The sequence below is a fragment of the Geobacillus sp. FSL K6-3411 genome, from assembly GCF_037965715.1.
GTDB lineage: Bacteria > Bacillota > Bacilli > Bacillales > Anoxybacillaceae > Geobacillus > Geobacillus thermodenitrificans.
On the sequence record NZ_CP150187.1, the window covers coordinates 785,589 to 808,170 of the forward strand.

At 48.7% G+C, this 22,582-nt stretch carries 22 protein-coding genes; 14 read left to right on the forward strand and 8 right to left on the reverse strand.

The window, feature by feature from the left end; all coding sequences use genetic code 11:
- Positions 1-108: 108 nt before the first annotated feature.
- The 3 genes from NSQ22_RS03995 to NSQ22_RS04005 all read left to right on the forward strand — a co-directional run bounded on the left by NSQ22_RS03995 (position 109) and on the right by NSQ22_RS04005 (position 3,561).
- Entirely contained in the window at positions 109-876 is a 768-nt protein-coding gene (locus tag NSQ22_RS03995; protein ID WP_008879035.1) for an alpha/beta fold hydrolase, read from the forward strand.
- Positions 877-1,073: 197 nt separating this feature from the next.
- Positions 1,074-1,445, forward strand: a complete 372-nt coding sequence (locus NSQ22_RS04000; protein ID WP_008879034.1) for a metalloregulator ArsR/SmtB family transcription factor — start codon at positions 1,074-1,076, stop codon at positions 1,443-1,445.
- Positions 1,435-3,561, forward strand: a complete 2,127-nt coding sequence (locus NSQ22_RS04005; protein ID WP_041264253.1) for a heavy metal translocating P-type ATPase — start codon at positions 1,435-1,437, stop codon at positions 3,559-3,561. Before NSQ22_RS04000 ends, NSQ22_RS04005 begins: the two co-directional genes overlap by 11 nt.
- Before the next feature lie 466 nt (positions 3,562-4,027).
- Here the strand turns inward: NSQ22_RS04005 and NSQ22_RS04010 are convergent, their stop codons facing one another.
- The 5 genes from NSQ22_RS04010 to NSQ22_RS04030 all read right to left on the reverse strand — a co-directional run bounded on the left by NSQ22_RS04010 (position 4,028) and on the right by NSQ22_RS04030 (position 7,261).
- The gene (locus NSQ22_RS04010) at positions 4,028-4,330 is read right to left on the reverse strand and encodes a metal-sulfur cluster assembly factor (protein WP_008879032.1); all 303 of its coding nucleotides are present in this window, start codon (positions 4,328-4,330) and stop codon (positions 4,028-4,030) included.
- Between the two features lie 170 nt (positions 4,331-4,500).
- A complete protein-coding gene (locus NSQ22_RS04015) occupies positions 4,501-5,751 on the reverse strand; it encodes a hypothetical protein (protein WP_078172611.1) in 1,251 nt (416 codons plus the stop codon).
- The gene (locus NSQ22_RS04020) at positions 5,748-5,957 is read right to left on the reverse strand and encodes a DUF2249 domain-containing protein (RefSeq protein WP_008879030.1); all 210 of its coding nucleotides are present in this window, start codon (positions 5,955-5,957) and stop codon (positions 5,748-5,750) included. The genes NSQ22_RS04015 and NSQ22_RS04020 overlap by 4 nt, the downstream gene beginning before the upstream one ends.
- Positions 5,954-6,193: a DUF2249 domain-containing protein gene (locus NSQ22_RS04025; protein ID WP_008879029.1), complete on the reverse strand. Its 240-nt coding sequence runs from the start codon at positions 6,191-6,193 to the stop codon at positions 5,954-5,956. The genes NSQ22_RS04020 and NSQ22_RS04025 overlap by 4 nt, the downstream gene beginning before the upstream one ends.
- 375 nt (positions 6,194-6,568) lie before the next feature.
- Positions 6,569-7,261 (reverse strand): Crp/Fnr family transcriptional regulator, encoded by a 693-nt coding sequence (locus NSQ22_RS04030; protein ID WP_008879028.1) that lies wholly within the window; start codon positions 7,259-7,261, stop codon positions 6,569-6,571.
- Positions 7,262-7,490: 229 nt separating this feature from the next.
- On the opposite strand from NSQ22_RS04030, the gene NSQ22_RS04035 reads away from it, so the two are divergent.
- Together NSQ22_RS04035 and NSQ22_RS04040 are read left to right on the forward strand one after the other, a co-directional pair.
- Positions 7,491-9,854 (forward strand): nitric-oxide reductase large subunit, encoded by a 2,364-nt coding sequence (locus NSQ22_RS04035; RefSeq protein ID WP_008879027.1) that lies wholly within the window; start codon positions 7,491-7,493, stop codon positions 9,852-9,854.
- Positions 9,855-9,991: 137 nt separating this feature from the next.
- Positions 9,992-11,560, forward strand: coding sequence for an IS1182 family transposase (locus NSQ22_RS04040; protein ID WP_087959916.1), 1,569 nt, complete (start codon positions 9,992-9,994; stop codon positions 11,558-11,560).
- Positions 11,561-11,702: 142 nt separating this feature from the next.
- Here the strand turns inward: NSQ22_RS04040 and NSQ22_RS04045 are convergent, their stop codons facing one another.
- Positions 11,703-11,870: a hypothetical protein gene (locus tag NSQ22_RS04045; RefSeq protein ID WP_008879026.1), complete on the reverse strand. Its 168-nt coding sequence runs from the start codon at positions 11,868-11,870 to the stop codon at positions 11,703-11,705.
- 128 nt (positions 11,871-11,998) lie between these two features.
- On the opposite strand from NSQ22_RS04045, the gene NSQ22_RS04050 reads away from it, so the two are divergent.
- Together NSQ22_RS04050 and NSQ22_RS04055 are read left to right on the forward strand one after the other, a co-directional pair.
- Entirely contained in the window at positions 11,999-12,232 is a 234-nt protein-coding gene (locus tag NSQ22_RS04050) for a DUF2249 domain-containing protein (RefSeq protein WP_008879025.1), read from the forward strand.
- 103 nt (positions 12,233-12,335) lie between these two features.
- On the forward strand, positions 12,336-12,917 hold the full coding sequence (locus NSQ22_RS04055; protein ID WP_029761842.1) for a molybdenum cofactor guanylyltransferase: 582 nt from the start codon (positions 12,336-12,338) through the stop codon (positions 12,915-12,917).
- A 284-nt stretch (positions 12,918-13,201) separates the two neighbouring features.
- Here the strand turns inward: NSQ22_RS04055 and NSQ22_RS04060 are convergent, their stop codons facing one another.
- Positions 13,202-13,345 carry a hypothetical protein gene (locus NSQ22_RS04060; protein WP_155121005.1) on the reverse strand — a complete coding sequence of 48 codons (144 nt, stop codon included), beginning with the start codon at positions 13,343-13,345 and terminating at the stop codon, positions 13,202-13,204.
- A 142-nt stretch (positions 13,346-13,487) separates the two neighbouring features.
- Here NSQ22_RS04060 and NSQ22_RS04065 point away from each other — a divergent pair, with 142 nt between their 5' ends.
- From NSQ22_RS04065 to NSQ22_RS04090, 6 genes are all read left to right on the forward strand, one after another.
- Entirely contained in the window at positions 13,488-13,688 is a 201-nt protein-coding gene (locus NSQ22_RS04065; RefSeq protein ID WP_081157017.1) for a hypothetical protein, read from the forward strand.
- 89 nt (positions 13,689-13,777) lie between these two features.
- Positions 13,778-14,896, forward strand: coding sequence for a TIGR04053 family radical SAM/SPASM domain-containing protein (locus NSQ22_RS04070; RefSeq protein WP_011886914.1), 1,119 nt, complete (start codon positions 13,778-13,780; stop codon positions 14,894-14,896).
- A 354-nt stretch (positions 14,897-15,250) separates the two neighbouring features.
- A complete protein-coding gene (locus NSQ22_RS04075) occupies positions 15,251-16,420 on the forward strand; it encodes an RNase A-like domain-containing protein (RefSeq protein ID WP_011886915.1) in 1,170 nt (389 codons plus the stop codon).
- 20 nt (positions 16,421-16,440) lie between these two features.
- Entirely contained in the window at positions 16,441-16,743 is a 303-nt protein-coding gene (locus NSQ22_RS04080) for a contact-dependent growth inhibition system immunity protein (protein WP_008879021.1), read from the forward strand.
- Between the two features lie 891 nt (positions 16,744-17,634).
- The gene (locus NSQ22_RS04085) at positions 17,635-18,810 is read left to right on the forward strand and encodes a nitrate/nitrite transporter (RefSeq protein WP_339264205.1); all 1,176 of its coding nucleotides are present in this window, start codon (positions 17,635-17,637) and stop codon (positions 18,808-18,810) included.
- A 299-nt stretch (positions 18,811-19,109) separates the two neighbouring features.
- Complete coding sequence (locus tag NSQ22_RS04090; RefSeq protein ID WP_339264207.1) at positions 19,110-20,168, forward strand: multicopper oxidase domain-containing protein; 1,059 nt, start codon at positions 19,110-19,112, stop codon at positions 20,166-20,168.
- A 152-nt stretch (positions 20,169-20,320) separates the two neighbouring features.
- Here NSQ22_RS04090 and ilvB read toward each other — a convergent pair whose 3' ends face one another.
- Positions 20,321-21,994, reverse strand: a complete 1,674-nt coding sequence (gene ilvB, locus NSQ22_RS04095) for a biosynthetic-type acetolactate synthase large subunit (RefSeq protein WP_236934024.1) — start codon at positions 21,992-21,994, stop codon at positions 20,321-20,323.
- A 180-nt stretch (positions 21,995-22,174) separates the two neighbouring features.
- Between ilvB and NSQ22_RS04100 the strand changes: the two genes are divergently transcribed.
- Positions 22,175-22,582, forward strand: coding sequence for a hypothetical protein (locus tag NSQ22_RS04100; RefSeq protein ID WP_011886917.1), 408 nt, complete (start codon positions 22,175-22,177; stop codon positions 22,580-22,582).

The window sequence follows — 22,582 nt, forward strand, 5'->3', positions numbered from 1 at the left end:
TTTGCTTTTGGCCATTTTTTTCCTAGTACATAGTGTAACTCTTTTTCGAAATAATTGTCTACATGGTACAATATACCATGATGAAAAGGAAAAGGGGTTTGTATAACAATGGTCATGATCGAAAATGAACAGTTGGCCGAGGTGCCGGTTCTTCATGTCGTTAAGCCGGAAAAGAAGCTGGAACAGCTGCCTCTTATTTTCTTTATTCATGGTTTTACGAGCGCCAAGGAACATAATTTGCATTTCGGCTACTTGCTCGCGGAGGCGGGCTATCGTGTCGTGCTGCCGGACGCGTTATTCCATGGCGAGCGGGACGAAGGGTTAAGCGAACGGAGGTTGCAGCTGTCGTTTTGGGACATTGTCGTACGGACGATCACGGAAATAAATGAGATTAAGAATGATCTTGTCCAGCGCGGCCTTGCTGATCCGGAACGGATCGGAGTCGCCGGAACATCGATGGGTGGGATCGTCACGTTTGGAGCGCTCGCTGTGTATCCATGGGTGAAGGCGGCAGTGGCGTTGATGGGTTGTCCGAACTATAGCGCCTTTTTTGATGCGATGATTGAAGAAGGGAAACGGCGCCAAATTGACATTCCGATGCCGCCGGCGTTGCTTGCGCTCGAAAAAGAAAAGCTTGCCCGCTATGATTTATCGAAACAACCGGAAAAACTCGCCGGACGGCCACTGTTCATTTGGCACGGGAAATGTGATGGAGTTGTCCCGTATGCTTATACATATGAGTTTTACGAACAAATTAAACCACTTTATGAAGGAAACGAAGATCGGCTGAAATTTATTACCGATCCGCACGCGGGTCATAAAGTGACACGAGAAGCGTTTTTAGAGACGGTGCGTTGGTTTTGCGAGTATGTGTAAGCAAAGTCGGCAGTGAGCCCGTCGCCGTGGAAAATGAAGAAGGATTTTATGAACGAAATCCGCCTTTCAATGCAAAGAAAGGCGGATTTTTTCGTTTAGGCACCTTTTTTCATTCAAATGAATATTTGAATATAAAAAAGAGATATGATACGCTATATTCAAATGGATGTTTGAATATTGGCGGGAGGAGAAAAGACATGCATCGCCCGGATGTGTGCGACGTCTACTGTTATGATGAAGAAAAGGTCGACCGTGTTCAGCGCCGGCTGCATGATGAAAACATTGCCGCCATTGTGCCGTTTTTCAAGGCGCTGGCTGATGAAAACCGAGCGAAAATTGTATATGCGCTTTGCGGAGAGGAAGAACTGTGCGTCTGTGATTTAGCGAATGTGATCGGGGCGACGGTGGCGACGACATCGCATCATTTGCGCATTTTGTACAAACAAGGAATCGTGAAGTATCGAAAAGAGGGAAAACTCGCCTTTTACTCGCTTGATGACGAACATATTCGCGAGTTGTTACTTGTGGCGCTTGCTCATCGGAAAGAGGGGGATGGCCGTGGCGAATGAACAGGCGTTGGAGCAACTCGAAACAAAAACGTATCGAGTGCAAGGGTTAACGTGTACAAACTGTGCCGCCAAGTTTGAGCAAAATGTCAAAGCTTTGCCCGGCGTCAAAGAAGCGAAAGTGAATTTCGGCGCCGCCAAGCTGACCGTATGGGGGGAGGCGACCATCGAGGAGCTCGAGCAAGCGGGGGCGTTTGAGCGGTTGAAAATTCGTGAAGAACGCGAGCGCATAACCCGCCGGGAGCCGTTTTGGAAGAAGAAAGAAAACTGGAACATCCTTGCCTCCGCCGTATTGCTTCTGATTGGGATTGCGGCCGATGCGGCGGACGGTGGTATTTTGGCGGTCGCTATGTATTTGGCGGTGATTGTGATCGGCGGTTATTCCCTGTTTTCGACGGGGCTGCGGAATTTAGCCCGCTTGCAGTTTGACATGAACACGTTAATGACGATCGCCATTCTCGGCGCAGCGGCGATCGGCGAATGGCAGGAGGGAGCGGTTGTCGTCATTTTGTTCGCCATTAGTGAAGCGCTCGAGCGCTACTCGATGGATCAAGCGCGGCGGTCGATCGCGTCGTTGATGGAAATGGCGCCCGCTGAAGCGATAATCCGGCGCGGTGCAGAGGAAATGACGGTTCCGGTCGAGGACGTTCGCGTCGGGGATGTGATGATCGTTAGACCGGGAGGGAAAATCGCCTTGGACGGCGTTGTCGTCAACGGGGCATCCACAGTTAATGAGGCGGCGATTACCGGTGAAAGCATGCCGTCGGAAAAAACAGTGGGTGATTCGGTGTTCGCCGGGACGTTGAACGGAGAAGGGTTTCTCGAAGTGAAAGTGACGAAGCGGACGGATGAAACGACGTTGGCGAAAATGATCGATCTCATCGAAGAAGCGCAAGCAGAACGAGCTCCGTCACAAGCGTTCATCGATCGGTTTGCCCGTTACTATACCCCGTTTATTATTATCTTTGCGCTATTTATTGCCATCGTGTCCCCGCTTTGGATGGGGGGCGCTTGGCTTGATTGGGTGTACCGCGGTCTTGCTGTTCTAGTCATCGGCTGCCCGTGCGCGCTCGTCATCTCGACACCGGTGGCGATTGTCACCGCTATCGGAAATGCAGCCCGGCGCGGCGTGCTCATCAAAGGAGGCGTGTATCTTGAACAAATCGGCCGGCTGCGAGCGGTTGCCTTTGATAAAACCGGGACGTTAACGAAAGGGAAACCGGCCGTAACCGATATCATCGTGTATGAAGGGAAGCGTGAACGACTGCTGGCAGTGGCTGCTGCCATCGAAAAACGGTCACAGCACCCGCTTGCTTCCGCTGTCGTTCGTCAGGCGAAAGAGGAGGGTGTTTCGTTTCTTGACGTGCCGGTTGATGAATTTCAGTCGTTAACAGGTCAAGGGGTGAAGGCTGTCGTTGGAAACGAAACGTACTACATTGGCAGTCCGTCCTTGTTTGTCGACATGCTCGGCCGTTTGCCGGATGAAGTGGAACAACGAATCGCCGCCTTCCGTCAAGAAGGAAAAACCGTGATGGCAATAGGCACTGCCAGTCGGCTTTTGGGGCTGATCGCTGCGGCTGATCAACTGCGGTCATCTGCGCCAGATACGATCAAAGCGATGCGGCGCCTCGGGGTTAAGGAAGTGGCTATGGTCACAGGCGACCACGAGCAAACCGCTCAAGCCATCGGCCGTCAAGCGGGCGTATCGGACATTCGTGCTGGACTGCTTCCTGAACAGAAGTTAGCAGCGATCCGTGAGCTGAAACAACGTTATGGCATGACGGCCATGGTCGGCGACGGGGTGAATGATGCCCCTGCCTTGGCCGCAGCCGATGTCGGTGTGGCGATGGGCGGAGCGGGAACGGACACCGCTTTGGAAACGGCTGATGTTGTGCTGATGGCTGACGATTTGCGTCAGCTTCCATACACCATCCGTCTCGGCAGCCGGACGCTTGCGATCATCAAGCAAAACATTGCCTTTGCATTAGGGTTAAAAGTGTTGGCGCTCATTGCTGCTGTGCCGGGCTGGCTCACCCTTTGGCTTGCGGTGTTCGCAGATATGGGGGCAACGCTGTTGGTGACATTAAACAGCATGCGCCTGCTGCGGGTGAAGGAGTAAGAAGGGGGCTGTCAGCACACAGTTTCAGGTTACATGTTTTGCTTGAGTAGCAGAAGCGGTCGACTTGATGGAGTGAAGCAAGAAAAAGACACGGGGTGAAATTGCATCCCGTGTCTTTTTGTCTGTCGTTAGTTAGGGTTTTACGCCTAACACCATGGTGGAAGCTCTCTTCGACATTCGGCTGATCAATCGAAAGAAAAGGGGAGATGGCTCCTATGCAAGATTCATTTTGACAAGGGGGAGCGGGTAGCTGTGGCTGCATCAAACTGAAGTTCATCATCAGGCGAGCGGTCCGTCCGTTTCCATTGGCATCGATGAGGATGAGTATATACGAACTAAAAATAGAAACGAGCGTCCAGTTGAATCGGATGAAGAGAAATGTCTGGAAAGCGGTGAGTGACCAAAGGAGAGATGAAAAAGGCTGCCCACCTAATATGGAGGGACAGCCAAAGAACGGTGAGGTCGTTTAGGCAAAGTAGCCAAGCTGCCGCAACGCTTCTTCGCTCATTCGATCCGGCGTCCACGGCGGGTTCCACGTCACTTGGACGCGCACGTCGCGGATGCCGTCGATTTGTTCAAGCGCCCGTTTGACGCCGCCGGCAATCGAATCATGAAGCGGGCAGCCGGGGGTCGTGAGCGTCATGAGCACATCGATATGGCCATCTTGAATTTGCAAATCGTAAATCAACCCTAAGTCGACTACGTTAATGCCAAGCTCCGGATCAATGACGGTTTTCAGCTGTTGAACGGCAAGTTCACGAACATCCATCGTTCATTTCCTCCTTGATCGTGATTCCCGAAAGGCCAAGAAGGCCAGGGGGGGTTCATCTCTTATGCTTGATGAAAAAGAAATGCTATCGTATGGTTTCTCAAATGGAAAAATGGCATGGCCGAGCGTCACCATCCTCGACGTCGCCAACGAGCCACCAACGGATTTCGTTATTTCCGGAAGACGGCTAAAATTGTTCCGGCAAACAAGACGCTTAATCCGGCGAATAGCGCCTGGGCAACGGCAAATAGCGGAACGTTGGCGAACAAAAGCGCCACCGCAGCCAACACCAAAGCGACAGTGAATAGAAGACACTGGATGGTAATCGACCGTTCATTCATCATTTGTTTTAACGTCGGCACGTTTTCTTGGCCGACTTTTTCACTGTAGCGGTGCGTCCACCATAAAAACGGCACGATTTTGAACAAATAGCCGACAATGCTAAAGATGATCCAGCCAAAAATGAATAGATAGACGATGATGCCAAGCAGCCGTCCACTGCCGACAACGACGGCGACCAAGGCCGCAACGTGCAATCCAAGGCCGATGGCGATGGCGAATAACGAAAACTGAAATGGACGGTCGAGCACTTTTTTCATCCGCTTTTGCAAAATGGTGTACACATGCCAAGCGAAAAGAGCGAATCCGGCTGTTAGCAAAGCGGCACCGATGGTCAACAATGCTCGGCCCGGCAAGAAGAGCCCTATTAGCGCCACTGCGATTCCGCTCGTGTATAACGCGTACACATAGCGTGCCGGCTGCATCGAAAAACCGTGAGCGAGCGAAAACATCGGCGCCATTTTATACGAAAAGCCCATAATGAGCAGCGTAAACCAGCCGCACAGCCCGAACAGCACGTGCAGGCCGAACACCATTTCATGGCTGTTGGCGCCAGTGGCGGCGAAAAAGTGAAACGTAAGCAATGCTCCGGCGGCGGCCGTCAGCAACAAAAACAGCAAGGAAGTCGCGACAAACAGCGTCATGACGGTTTTGTTTCCTTGTTGTTTCAATGTCATTGCCATTTGCCAAACAAACAGCACAATGCCAAAAAATAGAAGTAACCCAGGGAAAAACGCTTGGTTTGGCATAAACGCTAAGTTAGCGGTAAGCGTGACGATGCCGACAGCGGTGACGGCAAACTGCCAGAAACCGAGCCGCTCGCTCCAAATCGGTGTCAAAAAGGCAACCGGAACGAGCTGGTACATCGCCCCCATCGCCGCCATTAGGGCGAAGCCGAGCAAGGCCAAATGGGCCGCCGACCATACGAGCGGCAGCCGAAACGTACCGCCGCTCAGTGCAGGAACAGCCGCTAGCAGCACAAGCTGCGATACGGCAAGCGCCAACACGGCAAAAATGATAAAGGAAAACGGAAGGCGAATGTCCGTTTCCGTTCCGGTGCGGGTCGGAAACATAGTGCTCATCCTTTCGTAATCCGAATTTCAAAGCTGCCGTCTTCACGTGCAATTGTCTCGTGCCGGTAGCCGAGCTCATCAAGCTGCTCGTACAAAAACATCGGTCGGCGGTCGTTAATGATCGTCAATGTCTCACCAGGATTCATCTTAGCAAGGGCAGCGAGCGTCCGCATCATCGGCTGCGGCGGCTCGAGCCCGCGGTTATCGAGGATCATTGGTCTCCCCCCTGCTTGATGAACGTCACTTTCCAATGCTTTTTTTCGATTTGTTCCGCTTCGTACGTAAATCCTTTCGCTTTCATAATTGGAAACAACGGCAGTGGCTTGAACGGAGCATGCAAAATGAACGTATCGCCCGGCTGCAGCGGTTTAATGGCGTTCATAATTTTTTCAAACGGTTCTCGTTTTTGCCGCAAATCTTCGCGTACATCGAGTTCAATCGTTACACCCATGCATATTCTCCCCTTTTTGCTATTATGATAATCATTTTCATTGCTGGATGTTGTGATATAGCTCACAACCATGCGGTCAGAAAACGTTGTTTTTGCCGCTAGTTTGAAAAAGAGTGATGTTTTCCTCTGAATGAGTGATGTTTCTAAACGAACAATCATTTTCTCTCTCGATGGCTCTCAAGTGAAAGGAAAAGCCACATTTATCCAAGTTTCCTGCTGAGCCGCATTTGTTGTGAAATCCAAAGTCTCTCAGAAGATCAGTGCTTGACATCAATGGTTTTGGAGAGCGCTAAACATCAAGGTGTATCTATTAGAGAAGCGCCTTTTTGTGCAGCGGTTTTGATGAAATCGCCACTCTTTTAGACATACGGGGAATTAGAAAAAGATTTCTTTTTCAAGCGCTTCCTGGTCGATCAAATAAAAGCCGTGTTCATCGACATTGATCAACCCTTTCCGCTTCAGTTGGCTCAACGTTCGGCTGACTGTTTCGCGGGCGGTACCGATCATGTTGGCCAGTTCACGGTTCGTCACATGGGTAGTGAGGCGATACCATTTCCCTTGTTTGACAGCATTTGTCCGCGTCAATCGCAACAAAAGCAGCACGATTTGTTCGTACGTATTATGAAGCACTTGTGCTTCGAGCCGGTTTTGCAAGTCAACGATTTTCTCGCCCATAACGCGAAACAGTTTCATGCATAACTCAGGACTGGCCATCAGCACTTGTTCAAAATCATGGATCGGAATGGCGATCAATGTCGCTTCTTCCACCACTTCAGCATGGGCTGGGTACGTGCCTTTTAAGAAGAAGCCGGCGTGCGGAAACATTTCCCCTGTCTGCAAAATCGAGACGATTTGTTCTTTTCCGCTTAAATCAGTTTTGTAAATTTTTACAGTTCCAGAATGAATGAAATAGACACGTTCTAACGGATCGCCCTGCATAAAGACAAATGTCCGCGGCTTGTAGACGCGCACATGGGAAATGGAGACAAGCGATTCGAGTTCGTAATCGGACAGTTCGCGAAACAACGGAACCGTTTTTAAACGATCTTTCATCCAATGGTTCGCCATGGCGTTCTCTCCTTTAAAAATATGAAAAAAATGTGACAGCTGTTAGTTGGAACAGGTGGCAGCGGCTTTTGGAAATCCGCGCCGTTTCACCTTTTCTGTCTTCATTGTATAAACTCTCACACTTTAACGATGTGATATAAATCATAGTTGACATTTGTCTCGGCTCACAAACCGCTGAGCTCTAGAACGCTACAATGAGGGCGAAGTCAAGAGAAGGAGGTTGCTTCATATGGAAGTGAATCGAACGGTCCGCCCCAATATCCAAACGGGGCGGAAAACGACTAACAGTTTTCTTAAATCCATTCTCATTTTTACCATTTTAATTAGTTTTACTGTCCTGCTTGTCGGCGGGTATTGGATTTTTAAAGAAATGGCGCCAAGGCCGAAGGAGGTGCGCAGTGAAAGCGGCGAAGTGTTGATGACAAAAGAAACGATCATCGGTGGGCAAGCCGTCTTCCAAAAATACGGATTGATGGATTATGGCACAGTGCTTGGCCATGGGTCGTATATGGGGCCGGACTATACAGCGGAAGCGCTAAAAGTGTATACGGAAGGCATGCAAGATTACAAAGCGAAAGAACGGTATAACAAACCGTTTGCTGATTTAACGGATGATGAGAAGTCGATCATCCGTGAACAAGTCATTAAAGAAATGCGGAAAAACCGCTACAATCCGGTTACTGATGTTCTCGTCTTGACAGATGCGCAAGTATACGGGTTGGAAAAAGTGCGGGATTATTACCGCGATGTCTTCACCAATGGCGACGGCTGGGGATTGAAAAAAGGATTGATTAAAGAAAGCGACATGCCAAAAGCGAATCGTGCTTGGGTTGCCGATAGCGATCAAATCCAACAAATTGCCGACTTTTTCTTCTGGACGGCTTGGCTGTCGAGCACGCTAAGAATTGGCGACGAGATTACGTATACAAACAACTGGCCGTACTATGAGGATGCTGGCAATACGATGTCGTTTTCCGCGGTATGGTGGAGCGGTGCTAGTGTTACGATTTTGATTTTGTTTATCGGGATTATTTTGTACGTGTTCTATCGCTACCAATTAAGCATGCAAGAGGCGTATGCGGAAGGGAAGTTTCCGGTCATCGATTTACGGCGGCAGCCGCTGACTCCGTCACAAGTGAAAGCGGGCAAATACTTCGTCGTCGTATCGGCGCTCTTTTTCGTCCAAACAATGTTCGGGGCATTGCTTGCTCACTACTATACGGAACCGGACAGTTTCTTTGGCATCAAATGGATCTACGACATATTGCCGTTTAACATTGCCAAAGGGTATCACTTGCAGCTGGCGATTTTCTGGATTGCGACCGCATGGCTTGGCATGGGGATTTTCATTGCCCCGCTTGTCGGCGGACAAGAACCGAAAAAGCAAGGATTGCTTGTCGATCTGCTCTTCTGGGCGCTTGTTGTCCTTGTCGGCGGCAGCATGATCGGTCAATGGCTTGGCGTCAACGGCTATTTAGGAAACGAATGGTTCCTCTTGGGCCATCAAGGTTGGGAATACATTGAGTTGGGCCGCATTTGGCAAATTATTTTAGTCGTCGGCATGCTCCTTTGGCTGTTCATCGTCTTCCGTGGCGTCAAACGCGGGCTGAAGCGGGAAAGCGACAAAGGCGGGCTCATTCACTTGCTGTTTTATTCAGCCATTGCCGTTCCGTTCTTTTATATCTTTGCGTTCTTTATTCAGCCGGATACGAACTTTACGATGGCTGACTTTTGGCGCTGGTGGATCATCCACTTATGGGTGGAAGGGATTTTCGAAGTGTTCGCCGTTGTTGTCATCGGGTTCTTGCTCGTTCAATTGCGACTCGTAACGAAAAAATCGACGGTTCGGGCGCTTTACTTCCAATTTACGATTTTATTAGGCAGCGGGGTCATCGGCATCGGTCACCACTATTATTACAACGGGTCGCCGGAAGTATGGATCGCCCTTGGCGCGGTGTTCTCGGCGCTCGAAGTTATTCCGCTCACGCTCCTTATTTTAGAAGCGTATGAGCAGTACAAAATGATGCGCGACGGTGGAGCCAACTTCCCGTATAAAGCGACATTCTGGTTCTTGATTTCCACAGCGATCTGGAACCTAGTCGGCGCGGGTGTGTTTGGTTTCTTGATCAACTTGCCGGCGGTCAGCTACTTTGAGCACGGTCAATTCTTAACACCGGCTCACGGTCATGCGGCGATGATGGGCGTATACGGCATGTTTGCGATCGCCGTGCTTCTTTACTCGCTGCGCAACATCGTCAAACCAGAAGCGTGGAACGACAAATGGCTGAAATTCTCTTGCTGGATGTTAAACATCGGCCTCGCCGGCATGGTTGTCATCACACTCCTTCCGGTTGGGATTTTGCAAATGAAAGAGGCGTTCATCCACGGTTACTGGGCGTCGCGTTCGCCTTCGTTCCTGCAACAAGACGTCGTACAAAACTTACTCCTTGTTCGCGCCGTTCCGGATACGATCTTTTTGATCGGTGTCGTCGCTTTGCTTGTCTTTGCCATCAAAGCGTTGTTCCATTTGCGCAAGCCGACGCACGGTGAAGGGGAAGAGTTGCCGGTGGCGAACTTGGCAGAGGAAGAATAACAAAAGGGAGGATGTCCCAAAAGTGTTCGCATAGCGTTCGCTTTTGGGACACTTTTTTGGATAAAAAAGAAGAAAACCGTTCCTCTTTTGGTATAATAGAGTCACCACAACCCTACCAAAGAAAGGACGGTTTTCTTATGTACATTTATTATAACCGAGATCAACTCATTTTGCCAATGGATCTTGAAATTTTCATTCCCAAACATCATCTTTGCCGGATTGTGGATCTGGCAGTGGAAAAAATGGATCCGGCTCTGTTCGTTTCCCTCTATCTTGGCGGAGGGCGTCCAGCCTATCATCCGAAAATGATGTTGAAAGTCATCCTGTATGCCTACGCCAATCGGATCTACTCCTCTCGCCAAATCGCCAAGCAGTTGAAAGAAAACATTTACTTTATGTGGCTATCCGGCCATCAAACACCGGATTTTCGCACGATCAACCGATTTCGGTCGGAACGGATGAAGGACATCATTTACGAAACGTTTTTCTCCATTGTCGATCTTCTGCGTCAAGAAGGGCTGGTCAAGTTAGAGGATTATTTTCTGGATGGAACGAAAATCGAAGCCAATGCCAACCGATATACATTCGTTTGGCGCAAATCAACGGAAAAGTACGATCAGAAACTGGAGGAGAAATTCCGGAAAATCGTTGCCTCGATCGAACAGGTGACGAAAGAAGATGAAGAGGCGGAACAAGAGGGGGATTTTCAAGAAAAGCTGGAAGCTTCACCGATCACGTCCGAAAGGATCGAAGCCGTCATCGAACAAGTGGAAGAGCGCCTAAAGAAAGAGCCGAAGAATCGTACGTTAAAGAAAGCCAAACGGCAATTGGAACAAGATCTTCTCCCCCGTAAGAAAAAATATGAAGAATACAAAGAAAGATTAGGCGAACGGAACAGTTTTTCGAAAACGGATCCGGATGCCACGTTTATGCGGATGAAGGACGACCATATGAAAAACGGCCAGCTCAAACCGGGGTACAATGTGCAGATTGGGACAGAGAACCAATTCATCACTGGATTTAGCGTGCATCAACGGGCAGGGGATGCCGGATGTTTCATTCCGCATTTGGAGCAATTGGCCGCCTATGGGCGTCCAATGCCTAAACAAGCCATTGCGGATTCCGCCTATGGGAGTGAGGAGAACTACACGTACTGTGAGAAAAAGGAGATAGTCGCCCTGATCAAGTACAACACGTTGGATCGGGAACAAACGAAAGCGTGGGCGAAGGAGATCGGCCGAATCGAGAACATGACGTATGATGAGGAGCTGGATGAGTGGATTTGCGTCAAAGGGGAACGGTTGGTGTTTGTGTATGAACGGAAGGAAACGACCGACAACGGGTACGTTACCGTCAAACGGACGTATCGTTGTACGGCTTGTGCCGGATGCCCGTTTCAGGCGACATGCGCCAAAGGCAAAGACACGAAAACCATCCGCGTTTCCTTGAGAAATCAACAACAACGGCAAGAGATCCGTAAACGGCTGTCCACGGAAGAAGGGGCGGCGACGTACCGAAAACGACAAATCGAAAACGAGCCGGTGTTTGGGCAAATCAAGCACAACCAGCAATTTCAGCGCTTTTTGTTAAGAGGGCTCCCAAAAATTACCTTGGAATGGGGGCTTATTTGTGCTGCTCACAATTTGAGAAAGTGGGCGGCCACAACCGATCCAACAAAGAAAAAACAGGATAAAATTCAGAAATAAGGAGAAATTCTCGTTTCAAAAAAGGAATAAATAACCAAATAGTAAAGAAAAGAAACAGAGGCTGTCCCCAAAAGGTCGGTTTAACGACCTTTTGAGTCAGCCTCTTTTTATTGCGATGATTTTTGTTTGTGAGCGTTTTCATTTATCTGTGGCATTTGTCTGGCTGTACGCCTTCTTTTTCCTTTTGCTTTTCATGGCAAGGAAAACAGTACAACGTTTCTTTTCCTTCGCTGATGACGCCGTTTAAAAACCCATGCAAGCAATGGATCGGCTTGCCGCATTGCGCGCAAAAGCCAACAAGCTCTCCCAATCGCCATTTCTCCTTTCACGGGGATTGAAAATGTTCACCAGCCGACTGTGATGTTCGTCACTACTGTCTTAGGCGAAAGCAACTATGATAAGTATATAATTCATTATACTACAAAGGAGGCCAACGTTATGAGCCAATTTGCTGCAAAAATCCATGCACCGGATTATCCGCCGCGCGACCGCCATCCGGCGATTTTTCGATTGTTTGATAGCTTGAAACCAGGAGAAGTGATGGAGCTCACCAATGACCATGACCCGCGTCCGTTGCAATATCAATTTATGATGGAGCGTCCAGATCAGTTTACGTGGGAGTATTTAGAAGAAGGGCCAGATGTCTGGCGTGTGGCCATCGGCAAAAAATAAATCAACCCCCCCCGTTAGGATTTCCGTCTGCAGGCGGAAATCTTTTTTTCATCCGTTCGTTATGGTACGGTAGGAGTAGACGATGTTCGGAAGGGGAATCGCGATGAAACGAACCATTGCTGGAGCGGTGCTCGCCGGTGGCCAGTCGCGCCGCTTTGGGCGGCCGAAGGCGTTTGCATTGCATCAAGGCGCTCCGTTTTTCACCTTGTCCGTTGCAGCGCTCGCTCCGATCGTTGATGAATTGTATATCATCAGCCATCCGTCGCTTGTTGATGAGTTTCGCCGGCAAACGGACATCCCGGTGTTGTTGGATATGGAGCGATACCGTGGCTGTGGGCCTCTTGCCGGGATTTATACGGCTATGGAATGGAGTCAATCCGACTGGGTGTTCGTCCTGCCGTGTGACATGCCGTATATGCGGAAAGAAGTGACGGAGCGGCTCGCTGCGTACGCCGACTCGGCGTTTGACGCCATCGTTCCGCTTCATGGCGACCGCACGGAGCCCCTCGTTGCCTTATACCACCAGCGGCTTGGTTCGGTGATTGCCGAACTGCTTGATGCCGGTGAACGGCGGATGACGGCGCTTCTTGACCGTGTTCGTGTCCGTTATGTCGATACGAATGAGCTTGCCCAAGAACAAAAAGTGTGGCGCAATGTGAATACACAACAAGAATACGAAAGCTGATCGGAGCTGCCGCATTAGCGGAAGGGAACGTCGCCTAGGTAGGTGTTGTCATTGCGCTTCATGGTCTGCTAAGTCACCAGCTTCCGAGGGGAATGGATGAATGAGCGAATGAATTTTCGTGTCTCACGATTGAATGGATGCGCCTTTTGTGTAGATATACAACCTAACGATTGACGAAGAAAAACTTTCTACTACATCAAATCGGCAAGAAAGAGGGGAAGCTGAGACTTAAATCGACAAAAAAGAATTTATTGTTTAATTTATTGAGGATGAGTCGTTTTTGTTCATTTCCTTCGCCCACTCAGCACTTTCGCAATGATCAGCTTCGTTCGTTTTGCCACTTCATGGATGGACGGCGCATCGAGCAAGTTTTCGGCGATTTCCATTGCTTTTGTTTTTCGGCTTGTTTGGTTGCTTGCTTTTTTCATGTATGATCTTGTGGTCTGCTTCCTCTTTTTTCATCTCCTTTTTCAACATGTCTTCTCGTTGTTGCTCGAGCTCTTCGACGAACAGGCAGAACTCTTTGTTCGTTTTGCTCCACTTCTTTCCCTTTTCGGCAGTTGTTGATGGATGAACATGTCGGTGGCCGCCAGAACGTTGGTGATGGTGTACAGCTGTTCCCGTTCGTCATCGATCCGTTTTTTCGCTGATCGTTTACCGGTCAAAGCGGGGGCGAATGAGCGGAATGAGGAGCCGTTTTATCGTCTTTTTTGGAATGAGCCGTTTGCCCTTTTACATGGTTTCCTCGATGGCATCTATCCCGTCGGTTGAACAAGTTTATTCGTCTCATTCATTATGTGATGAAAATCACATAATGCGCCCAGTCATTGCGTTACAATGGAGGCCAAGGAGGGAACTGTATGCGCGACTTCAATGAAAATCCGTTTATCGTGATTTGGGAATTGACGCGAGCGTGCCAATTGAAATGCCTTCATTGCCGCGCTGAGGCGCAATACCACCGCGACCCGCGCGAGTTGACGTTTGAAGAAGGCAAAAAGCTCATTGACGAGATTTATGATATGGATGAGCCGATGCTTGTTTTTACCGGCGGCGACCCGCTCATGCGGCCGGATGTGTACGATTTGGCAAAATATGCGATTGATAAAGGATTGCGCGTGTCGATGACGCCAAGCGCGACGCCTAACGTGACGAAGGAGGCGATCCGCAAAGCGAAAGAAGTTGGCTTGGCGCGTTGGGCGTTCAGCCTTGACGGACCGAACGCCGAGATTCACGACCATTTCCGCGGTACGAGCGGCTCGTTTGATTTGACGATTCGCGCGATTCAATACTTGCATGAGCTTGACATTCCTGTGCAAATCAACACCGTCATTTCACGGTACAACGTTCATGTGCTTGATGAGATGGTGGAATTGGTTGAGAAGTTGAAATGTGTTCTTTGGAGTGTCTTTTTCCTCGTCCCAACAGGGAGAGGGAAAGAGTCGGATATGATTTCCCCCGTCGAGCATGAACAGGTGTTCCGCTGGCTGTATGAAACGAGCAAACGCGTTCCGTTTGACATAAAAACGACGGCCGGCCAACATTACCGTCGCGTTGTGTTGCAGTCGAAAATGCGCGAAGGGAAAACGGCGAAAGATGGCATTCACTACGAAGATGTCTTGAATAAAGGATTAACCGGGCAAGTCGATGGGCTCGGCCGGGCGCCAAGAGGGGTGAATGATGGCAACGGCTTCGTCTTTATTTCCCATATTGGCGACGTTTATCCGAGCGGGCTGTTGCCGGTCAAAGCCGGGAACGTCCGGGAAACGCCGCTCGCTGACATTTACCGAAATTCGCCGATTTTCCAAGACTTGCGAAACCCAGATAAATACAAAGGAAAATGCGGTGTCTGCGAATTCCGCCATGTGTGCGGCGGCTCACGTTCGCGTGCTTATGCTGTAACAGGCGATTATTTGGAAAGCGAACCGTACTGCATCTATATTCCGAAGGCGCTGCGAAACAAAGGAACAAATTGTTGCTAGGCCAACGATTGATCAACATCACATTTGGATGTTAGGTTGTCTTTCTCTTTTCGAAGGGAGCACCCGCTTTGTTTATGTTTGATTTTGCGCTTGACAAAGAAAGACATTCATTATCCAAGAATGAACGAATTGTCATGGTCACACTTGGGCTGGTTGAGCGCTGACACTCGATTAGCACTACAGGTTAGGTATAAATAATCACTAGACACGTTGTAAAAAATGGTAATAAAATCATAATTTACACTATATTAGCTTATGTTACCATTTATACAAAGCATAAGCGGAGAGTGAAGAAAGAATGTCTTACATGTCAAGCGTGTTGGATCATGATTATGAAAGGGTGCAGTGCGGGCAATGATTCATGTAAAGCCAGATGAGCTAGAAACAGTCGCTGGACATATTCCCGATGCGGAAGATGCGTGTCAGCGGGCGCGGATGACGTTATCGTGGGAGCTCTCTTCCCTTGCGATGAATCTCCCCGGCGTCAGCACGCCCGCAATCGAAGAGCTGAGGGATGAACTCGTTCATTGGCTGCAGCGTTATGAAGAAAAGCTTAATGAAGCCGAAGAGCTGTTGTATCGCACCGCCGCAGCGATGCGTCAAGCCGACCAAACGCTGGCCGACAACATGAAGGAATTCGGATTAGAACTGATTGGTTGGTACGACTTGCAACGCGTGTTCGGGGAGTACGACCCAGTCACTGGAGAGCGCCTATCGTTTGGTGATCGGCTGTTGGCAGGAGGAATGTTGATTGCGTCGATTGCTCCTCCCGCAAAAGGAGTCGGCATGGCAGGAAAAGCGGCGACCAAGGGAGCGAAAGCGATCGACACCGCCTCTACCCTGTCGAAAGTGAAGCATGTCGTGCGTTATGATAAAGTGAAAGTGTTCTTCCAAAGGATCTACCATCAAGTCATCAAAGCGCCATTGGTGGAAACCGCTCGCCTGTTCAAGACGCAATGGGACCAATTAGTGCAGAGCATCGCTTCCATTTCAATGCAGCCGGTATATGCCGGAGTGGGTTCAGCGCCTCGGATGTTGATGAATGAGGCGAAAGATGTATCTCGCCATATGATTCAGAAAGTCGATAATGTGATTGAGAAGGGGACGACTAATGTTAAACCTAAAGATTTTAGTCCTCTAGCTCCTGGAGGAGGATTAGCTGCACATGAGGCTCGGGGCGGGCATCTAATTGCCAGACATGTTGGGAAGACAGATGAAGAGTTATTACAACGCTTAAAAGATAATCCTAAAATAAAAGGGGCATCGACTTTCAAAGATCGAGCTACGGCTGAAAGAGTAGCCAGCGAAGTTTTAAACGATCCAAATAACCAGAAAATGATCCAAGAATGGTTAAGCAATCCAAAAGCGAAATCGACTTTGGTTCTGCCTTATCAAGGTACAGAAATTATTGGCCGCGGGGTACAAAGAGGTTCGACGACAGTTGAAAATATGACAAATGCTAAGATAGTATTAAAGAAAGATGGGGCAGGGAATTTTATTTTAACTGGTTATCCAACTAAATAACGGAATGGAGGGTAAGATGCTTGCTGATCAAAAATAATCCGGGAGATCCAGTTTTTCAGTTTCTAGCTGGAACGTTTCATCAAGACATTGATTCGCCTGAGGAAGCATTACAAGAATTGTTAACAGAAGAAAGTAAGGAATATCTTGAGTCTGCGATTGCATTTTTAACGGAATTCATTAATAGCGAGTATTCAGATGATGAAAAGAATGAATACATACAACACTGTGCAGACGGGGTATATTTTCCTGCCCTTGGAGTGACTCCAATCCAATGGCTAAAAAGTGTAGTAGAACAATTAAGGGAAGCTGTAAAAACAAAATAGAATAGTAAATGATTAAGGGCCTTGAATGAGTCAAAACTCTTTCAAGGTTTCTTTTTTATATCAGACTTTGAAAGGTAACATTTTCCTCACGCTATGCCCAAAGTGTTGTAGAATCTCTTGAGATGTTCAGAGATGTAATCTCCAAATCGAGTGATCAAATGTTGTATATCATGTTGAGCCTGATGAAATACATTCGCCCTAACCGCATTCTTTAGTCATTTCCACAAACATTCAATCGGGGTGAATTGCGTCGAATACGTGGAAGATAAATAAGATGAAAAAATTATTCTTCCTCTCCCCAAAACGCTTTGACCATGTTTGCATAATAAATGCATGCGTTATCCAACGCCAAGATGATGCGATGAACGGATAATAACTGTTTTTCCCCTTGTTTTACTTGATCATTTGGCCGCAGGCAACCGTCCCCTTATTGGGCTGTTACCTTTATTTGCTTTGCAGCGCCTATCTGCTGTTTATGAGGCAAGAAAGACGCACAAATGAGCGAGCAGAGGTGATGGCGATTCCATAGCCAACGTGATATTTACAGTAAAATGGAATTCCTTGAAGCAGTTCAAAAAAGCCTTTCACTAGTCGGATGCCCTCGAAGGATGGGGCACTTTTTTCCTCTATACTAGGATAAAAATATGTATATTTTTGTTGATCTTAAGGATAGATGGCCTTTTAGGACATTCCATTTGTTAGTTTTTCTCATACATACAGTGTATGTGTAGCACAAAAATAAAGTTAGGAAGCCAATTTTGACAAAACCATGACATCAATAAAAAATGTGATAAACATCACAAACTTTCCGCCCTCGGTCACGTATGATGAAACTACAAACGATGCCTAGCGTTTGGAAGTAGAGTCCGGGAGGAAAAAGGAGGGCTTTTCATGAATAAACAAAAAGCATTGTTGCCGATTACGACATTAGCCATGACGTTTTCGTTCGCTGTTTGGGCCGTCTTTTCCCCGCTGGCGAGCACGTTCCAAGAAATGTACGGGTTGACATCGACACAAAAAAGTATTTTAGTCGCCATTCCGGTGTTGCTTGGTTCAATCATGCGTCTGCCGCTTGGCATTTGGACGGACCGGATTGGCGGGCGTAGGCTGTTTTCCCTGTTGTTGTTGTTTTTAATCGTGCCGCTCATTGGCGCGGGGTTTGCGGATTCATATGCGATGTTAATGTTTTGGGCGTTTTTCATCGGCATGGCCGGGACATCGTTCGCGATCTCGGTAACGTTCGTGTCGCGCTTGACTCCTCCGGAAAAGCAAGGGACGGCGCTGGGGATTAACGCGATGGGCAACTTCGGCACAGCAGTGGCCAGCTTTTCCATTCCGTCAATTGCTGCTGCTTTCGGTGTTTCGTGGGCGTTTTGGGGAATGATCATCCCGATCGTCATCATGCTTATTCTCGTTTGGTTTTTCACACCGGATATGCCGAAACCAAAGCAACAAAAAACGATGCGCGAATCGCTGTCCGTGCTGAAATATAAACATACGTGGACGTTGTCGCTGTTTTACTTTGTCACATTCGGAGCATTTGTCGCTTTTGGTATTTACTTGCCGTCGCTCCTCGTTGACTTGTATGGGTTGACACCGGTCGATGCAGGGATGCGTGCCGCTGGATTTACCGTACTCGCTACGCTTGCGCGACCAGTTGGCGGCAACCTCGGCGATAAAATTGGCGCCGAGCGGGTGTTGACGTTCGTCTACGCTGGAATGACAATCGGCGCGTTAGTGATCGCGTTTTGGATGGAAAACATTTGGGTGATGACGGCAGCCTGCCTGTTGTTAGCGGTGATGTCTGGCTTAGGAAACGGTGCGGTCTTCAAACTCGTGCCACAGTTGTTTCCGGCAGAAACGGGGGCTGTTACTGGTCTTGTCGGCGCTTGGGGCGGACTGGGCGGCTTTTTCCCGCCGATTTTAATGGGGATCATCAAAGACGTCACTGGTTCTTACGTGCTCGGGTTTCTGCTTCTTAGCTTATTTACGTTGATCTGCTTCTTATTGAATCGAATCGTCTTTGGCAAAAAAGCAGGCGAACCGGCAAATCGGTACGCATCGTAACACCTTAAAGAGGTCAAAAGCATGTGCTTTTGGCCTCTTTTTCATTTGGGAAGACGACGGATTTAACGAAAGAAAGACAAGTGACGGAGGCGGAGATGATCAAGAGGCGAAGGAGGGTTTTCCGTTAGCCAACGTGAGAACGCCCATTATCGTTTTCACAGTAGTGATAAAACATATTGCTCACTGTTTCACAAACCCTTCAAATATGCGTGTTCATTGGTGATAAAAATCACTAGGGGGAAAGCGAAAATGGCGTACGCTCAAGGTGTAAACGAATTTCGCTAGAGGGGGGAAGAACGATGAACCGAAATGTATATGCAGTGTTGTCGACCGTGTTAGCCGCCTCACTTTTAGCGGCGTGCAACAGCGGGGGGGAACAGGTGAAGGCAGAAAGCAAGAACAAAACGGCAGCCACGCAACAGTCGGAGCCGAATGTTATAGCGGCGCACAAAGGGGTGAATCAAGCGCCGGTGCCGTTAAAAATGGAGCGGGTCGGCCCTCATGATGTCCACATCGAAATGACAGCGCAAATCACCGACATTGAAATTGACAAAGGGAAAATTTACAAAGCATGGACATTTAACGGTCAAGCTCCCGGACCGCTCGTCGTTGTCAATGAAGGGGATACGATCCATTTTACGTTGAAAAATATGGACCCGGTCGTCCCGCACAGCATGGATTTTCACGCCGTTCACGCTTCACCGTCAAAAGATTTTATTGATGTGATGCCGAACAAATCGGGAACGTTCACCTATCCGGCAAATAAACCAGGTGTGTTTATGTACCATTGCGGTACGAAGCCAGTCTTGCAGCATATCGCCAACGGCATGCACGGCGTGATCATTGTCAAGCCAAAAAACGGTTATCCGACCGACAAGGAAGTAGATCGTGAATATGTGCTCATCCAAAATGAATGGTATAAATACAACGATATGAACGATTTCCAAAACGGTGTGCCAAGCTATGTCGTCTTCTCGTCCAAAGCGCTCAAACCTGGTGATCCAAATACGAACGGGGAGACATTTACCCTTAAAGAAAAGCCATTATTGGCGAAAGTCGGCGAGAAAATCCGCTTGTATATCAACAATGTCGGTCCGAACGAAGTAAGCTCATTCCATGTTGTTGGTACAGTATTCGATGATGTGTACCTTGATGGCAACCCGAACAATCATTTGCAAGGGATGCAGACGGTGATGCTTCCGGCGAGCGGCGGTGCCGTTGTCGAATTTACTGTCACTCGACCGGGAACGTATCCGATCGTTACTCATCAGTTTAATCATGCACAAAAAGGAGCCGTCGCCATGCTGAAGGTAACCGAAACCGGCGAAGACGACGGCACAGAAACGAGCGGACATTAATTGATCCCGTTCCCAAACAGGATGGATGCCGCCCAAAGCCTTATATTTCCTATATTATAAAATGGTTAAGAGAAAATGAAGTGACATGCGTCACTTTCAGTCAAAAAAGCGTCCGCAAGCTAGTTGTCGGACGCTTTTTCAATGCAGATAAGTCAATGGGACAAAATGGCTTGCTCGTTGCTTTGCCCTGGAGGGACGATCGGATAGACGTTTTCTTCCTCGGCAATATTGAAATCAAGCAAGACTGGCCCATCATGTTTTAACGCTTTTTTTATGATATCTTCCGCTTCCTCTTCTGAATCGACCGCATATCCTATGGCTCCGTATGCTTCGGCAAGCTTAGCAAAATGGGGGGATGTAATCTTCACTGCTGAATAACGCTTTTGGTAAAACAGTTCCTGCCATTGACGCACCATTCCTAAGTAGCCATTATTCAAAACGGCGATTTTAATTGGAAGTTTGTAGGCGACGGCGGTCATCATCTCTTGTACATTCATTTGAAAGCTGCCATCCCCGCTGATACAAATCACCTTCTTGCCCGGAGAGGCGACAGCGGCGCCAATGGCTGCCGGAAGTCCATACCCCATCGTTCCGAGCCCACCTGACGTTAAAAATGTCCGTGGTTTTGTAAATGTATAGTGGTGGGCCGTCCATATTTGGTGTTGCCCGACATCGGTAACGACAATGGCGTCTTCTTCCGTCAAAGCTGAGAGCAGGCGAATTACGTTTTGAGGCTTTAAGCGGCTCGTCGATGTATCGAAACGGGGCACTGTCCGCTGCCATTTTGTTACCTCTGCCACCCAGTCTTTCGTATGTTCCCGAACGAGCGGGTAACGAAGCCGACCGGCTAAAGAGCGGAAAAATTGTGTTGCATCCCCGACAATCGGAATATCAACATGGATATTTTTATTGATTTCCGCAGCGTCAATATCGACGTGAATTTTTTTCGACTTCGGTGAAAACCCGCTAATTTTCCCCGTTACCCGATCGCTGAAGCGCACGCCGACACAAATCAATACATCACATTGATGAACCGCCTTGTTGGCCGCGTATGTTCCGTGCATCCCCACCATTCCTAAGTAGAGCGGGTTCGTTTTATCGAAGGCACCGATTCCCATCAGGGAACTGACGACAGGGATTTGGCTTTGCGTGGCCACCTCGCGCACCCACTCCGAAGCGCCGGAATGAATGACCCCACCGCCGATAAACAAGACTGGCTTTTTGGCGTTTTCAATGGTGGTGATGGCCGCTTCGAGCGATTTTCTCCGAATGTTTTTCGGCTTCGGAAGTACGGCTTTTTGCATCGGGTACGCCTCCGCCGTTTCCTGGTGGAGGAGATGGGTGGGAATTTCCACCGTCACCGGTCCCGGCCTGCCATCGAGCGCGATTTCGTAAGCGCGCTGAATAGTGGATGGAATATCATTGATCTTGCTTACTTGCAAATGGTATTTCGTCACTGGCGTACAAAGACTCAACATGTCGAGATCGGGAGCGTATAAATGCTCTTCCGGTGAAGGCCGTCCAATAATGGCAAGCAGCGGTATAGAATCGCTTAATGCGGTGGTGATTCCGGTAATGCCGTTTGTGACTCCTGCCCCGATGATTGCCACGCCGAGCTTCCCTGAAGCGCGGGCATAGCCATCAGCGGCATGAACAGCCGCCTGTTCGTGTTTCATTTCGATATATGACAGGCCTGGATGGTGGTTTAGCACATGGCGTACAGGCAGCATGCTTTCATGGCAGCAGCCAAACATATGGGCGATTCCTTGAACGGCTAACGATTCAACAAGTACATCAGCCCCGAGACGTGTGGGAAGATGAACCATGTTTCCACTTCCTTTTTTAATTTTCTTACATTTTAAACAACGGATGTGAGCACTGTATGTGAATATCATCACATTAGGGTATAAGGGATATCTTTTTCTGTTTTTGCATAAGTGATTAGGCGTTTGGAAAATATAGGTGAGAAGAGAAAATCGGTGCAAATAAGGAAGTGAGATGATGAAATGAGTGGGCCGTCACTACGGAAATTGGAAGCGCACCGTTCTATTCATCATGGCGCCTTTGTCGAAGCGAAGCGTCTGACCGAATTGCTGGAAACGTTGTATACGGATGGGCGTTACGAGCATGCGGCTGAAGTGGCTGATGCCCTTGCGGAGCATTGGGAGAAACGGATCATCGCCCACGCTGAAGCGGAAGAAGAGGGCTTTTACCGCGAAAAAGCAGAGGAGAGAAAGGAGTTGTCCGAAACGATCGCGCAGCTCAAACGTGACCATGACATGATGAGAACGTTGATTGCTGAAATTAGGCAGCGGTTGTCAGAACAGATTGACCGCGAGGTGTTGACCCGCTTTCACGCATTGCTTCACATTAACCGCATCCATAGCGCTGATGAAGAGGCATTGCTCTTTTAG